We start from the raw sequence: 3,344 nt of genomic DNA on the forward strand, positions 1-3,344 counted from the left end.
CCAGGAATCGCGAAAGGGGTGGCCAGGCAAGATGCCCCCGCCCCGACGCCCTCCCCGAGGGAGAGCGTCCGTCACCAGTGAAGGGAGGAGGGCTCCACACGAGTCCTTCTCCCTTCCGGCTTTTCAGGGGTCCGCTTCAGAGGTTCGCCAGGAAGCCGTCGAGCACCGCGTTGAACTTCTCCGGCTGCTCCTGGTTGGGCAGGTGGGCCGCGTCCGGGATTACCTCCAGCCGTGCCCCGGTGATGAGGTCCGCCAGCTGCTTCGCCTTCTCCAGCGGCGTGACGGGATCCTTCTCGCCCACCACCACCAGCGCGGGCCCGGCGTAGCGCGCGAGGATGTCCTTGCTGTCCGGCCGCAGCGCCATGCCCCGCTGCGCCGCCGCGATGCCCTCCGGCGTGGCCGTCCTCATCAGCGCCGCCACCTCGCGCCCCACCTCCGAGTCCGGTGCCACCACCACCTTCGGCAGCAGGGCCCGCACCACCGACTCGGGGCCCTCGCGCAGCGCCTCCTGCGCGGAGGTCTCCCTCCGCCCGCGCGCCGCGTCGTCATCCGCCGTGGCCTGCGTGTCCACCAGCACCAGCCCCCGCACCCGCCCCGCGTCCTCTCGCAGCAGCGCCATGCTGGCGTACCCGCCCATGGACACCCCGCCCACCACCGCCGACTCCACGTTCAACGCGTCCAGCAGCGCCAGTGCGTCCCGGGCGATGCGCGACATGTCCGTGGGGCCCTCGCCGAGCCCGCTCCGCCCGAAGCCGCGGATGTCCGGGAGGATGAAGCGGTAGCGCCCCGACAGCGCCTTCACCTGCTTCGCGTAGGCGTCTCCGTTCAGCGGGAACGCGTGGAACAGCAGCACCGGCAGCCCGCGACCCTCGTCGCGGTAGTGCAGGGGAACGCCATCGACGGTGAGGGTGGGCATGGGCTCCTCCAGGAGTCTCAGATCCAATTCTTCCTTCTGAACCAGAACATCAGCGTCACCGGCAGCGAGATCACCATTCCCATCATCAGCCAGAAGTAGCCCCGGTGTGACAGGAGGTCGAAGTTCTGCCCGAAGAAGCCCGTGATGAACGACAGCGGCAGGAAGATGGTGGAGAAGATGGTGAGCTGCTTGGTGATGTCGTTCGTCCGGTTGGCCATCATGGACAGGTAGCCGTCCATCACGTTGCCGAGCAGATCCCTCCCCGCGTCGATCTGCTCGTACAGGCGGATCAGGTGGTCGTACACGTCGCGGAAGTACAGCGCCGTGCGCTCCTGCACGTTGGGGATGCCCCTGCGCGCCAGGAGTCCCAGCACGTCCCGCTGCGGTGACAGCACCCGCCGCAGCGTCACCAGCCCCCGCTTCAGCTCGAAGATGCGCTGAAGTTGCTCCGGCTTCGCGTTCTCGAAGATCGCCGACTCCAGGTCCTCCAGCTCATCGTTGAAGCTGTCCAGGATGGGGAAGTTCCGGTCCATCAGCGCGTCCGCCATCAGGTACAGCAGGAAGTCCACCCCGCGACCCCGCATGGTCTGCGGATCGTCCAGCACCCGCCGCCGCACCTGCTCCAACCCCTCGAAGGGCAGCTCGTGCACGCTGATGATCCAGTCCGGTCCCAGGAAGAAGTGGTGCTCGTGCAGCGTCAGGTCGCACACGTCCCCCGCCGAGGCGGTGAACCCCTGGAGCACGATGAACTGGTGGTTCGGGTACTCCTCCAGCTTGGGCCGCTGATCCAGGTGCAGGCAGTCCTCCATGGCCAGCTTGTGCAGCCCATAGCGCTCCCCCAGCCGTGTCATCTCCTCCTCGGTCGTGTTGAGGACGTCGATCCACTTGGGGCCGGGCTGTGCGAGCAGCTCCTCCCCGCCGGAGACCGCCTTGCCTTCATTCAGGAGCAGAACCTGGATCATGTCCCCGTCTGCTTAGATCGCACCCACCATGAAGTCGAGCACCCGGCGCCGCGGCGAGTGCTCAACGTCTCACGCCGCGCGGGTAGGTTTCGCGACGTGCCCCAAAGGACCTATTAGAGTGGGTGCGCCGTGTCCGACGAAACCTCTCCGCTCGTTCTCTCCCCCCGGCTCGAGGAACTCCTCCAGTCCCTGTCCGATCACGCCTTCGCCGAGCGCCTGCGCAAGGTGTACCTCGCCGCGGGGCAGGCCATTGCCCGGCTGAGCGATCTGGACCTGTTGAAGTACGAGACCGCCAGCGTGGACGAGAGCCCGGACCTGTCGCTCTGGGAGGAGATGGCCCCCGTCATCCGCGACACGGTGATGGACGTCAACGCGCTGCTCAACGTCATCCGCGAGCAGTTCGCGGTGTCGCCGGTGGCGGGCAAGGCCGGGGCGCCCCTGACGGCCACCGTGGAGACGCGGAGGGCCAAGGATGCCTCCGAGCTCCTGCTGGGGTGGATGCAGCAGCTCGCCCAGGGCGTCACCCAGCTTGGCGAGGCGATGCGCAACCCCGCCGTGGTGTCGGACCGGTGGACGCTGCTGACGGAGCTGCAGCGGCTGCGCGCGCGCTTCCGCGAGCAGATCGGCAACCTCGTCTTCGAGTCCGCCAGTGCCTTCGGGCCGGTGACGCGGCAGCAGGTGGTGCCCGGCCACGAGGCGGAGGTGAAGGCGGCGGTGATGGTGCGGGCCCTCGTCTCGGACCTGGCGCGCATCGTGACGGCGCGGGTGGCCAAGGTGCGTGAGGCCGAGCCCGAGGACGTGCAGTGGAACGCCCAGCAGCTCCAGACGGAGCTGGACGCATTCGGCCGCACCGCCGCCTACCGGCACCTGCGCGCGCAGGACAAGCGCCACGTGATCGAGGTGCGCGGCGAGGTGGGGCGGCTGGCCATCCAGAACAGTCCTCGCAAGCAGGAGCTGTTGGCCGCGGTGGAGGAGTTGGACTCCTTCGTGCGCACGCTCGCCAACGTGAACCAGCGCCAGCTGCTCATCACCCATGATCGCGAGGTGTGGGCGGGCTGCGGCGTGCGGCTGGAGCGGGCCTTCGGGCTGCTGGGCTCGGACCCGGCGGCGGCGGCGCGGGCCCTGGCCGAGGCGGCCGCCAGCGCTCAGTCCCTCTATGGGCGCGACGCGCGGCTCGACGCCTTCCTGCGCAAGGTGCGCAAGGCGCCCCTCGCCCAGCTCACCGGCCCCGAGCTGCGCTCCACCCTCGAGGCCCTCCAGTCCCTGCTGGGAGGGCTGGAGATCATGTGAGTTCGCGTCCAAAAAATTGCTATCCAAACGATCTGGATTAAACGGGTATGAGCCCCTTGCTTCAGCCCCTGTCGCGAATCAGGACAGGAGTGTATGAAGACAGGACACCTTTCGTGGTGGAATGCAACCCATTGAAATCAGGGTCATTTTCACGAAAGATGTAAAGCCCTGCTACG

General features: G+C 67.9%; 3 protein-coding genes. 1 reads left to right on the forward strand and 2 read right to left on the reverse strand.

All coding sequences use genetic code 11. From position 1 onward, the window contains the following. Window positions 1–136 precede the first annotated feature (136 nt). Together VF794_RS14000 and corA are read right to left on the reverse strand one after the other, a co-directional pair. Entirely contained in the window at window positions 137–916 is a 780-nt protein-coding gene (locus VF794_RS14000; RefSeq protein WP_331110584.1) for an alpha/beta fold hydrolase, read from the reverse strand. Window positions 917–933: 17 nt separating this feature from the next. After that, window positions 934–1,878: a magnesium/cobalt transporter CorA gene (gene corA, locus VF794_RS14005; RefSeq protein ID WP_331110580.1), complete on the reverse strand. Its 945-nt coding sequence runs from the start codon at window positions 1,876–1,878 to the stop codon at window positions 934–936. 129 nt (window positions 1,879–2,007) lie between these two features. Between corA and VF794_RS14010 the strand changes: the two genes are divergently transcribed. Beyond that, a complete protein-coding gene (locus tag VF794_RS14010) occupies window positions 2,008–3,168 on the forward strand; it encodes a hypothetical protein (protein WP_331110582.1) in 1,161 nt (386 codons plus the stop codon). Window positions 3,169–3,344 lie beyond the last annotated feature (176 nt).

The sequence above is a fragment of the Archangium sp. genome (assembly GCF_036389735.1).
GTDB lineage: Bacteria > Myxococcota > Myxococcia > Myxococcales > Myxococcaceae > Archangium.

Coding starts and splice junctions, on each gene's coding strand:
- corA (WP_331110580.1), bottom strand. CDS start 1,878: ATGATCCAGGTTCTGCTCCTGAATGAAGGCAAGGCGGTCTCCGGCGGG.
- VF794_RS14000 (WP_331110584.1), bottom strand. CDS start 916: ATGCCCACCCTCACCGTCGATGGCGTTCCCCTGCACTACCGCGACGAG.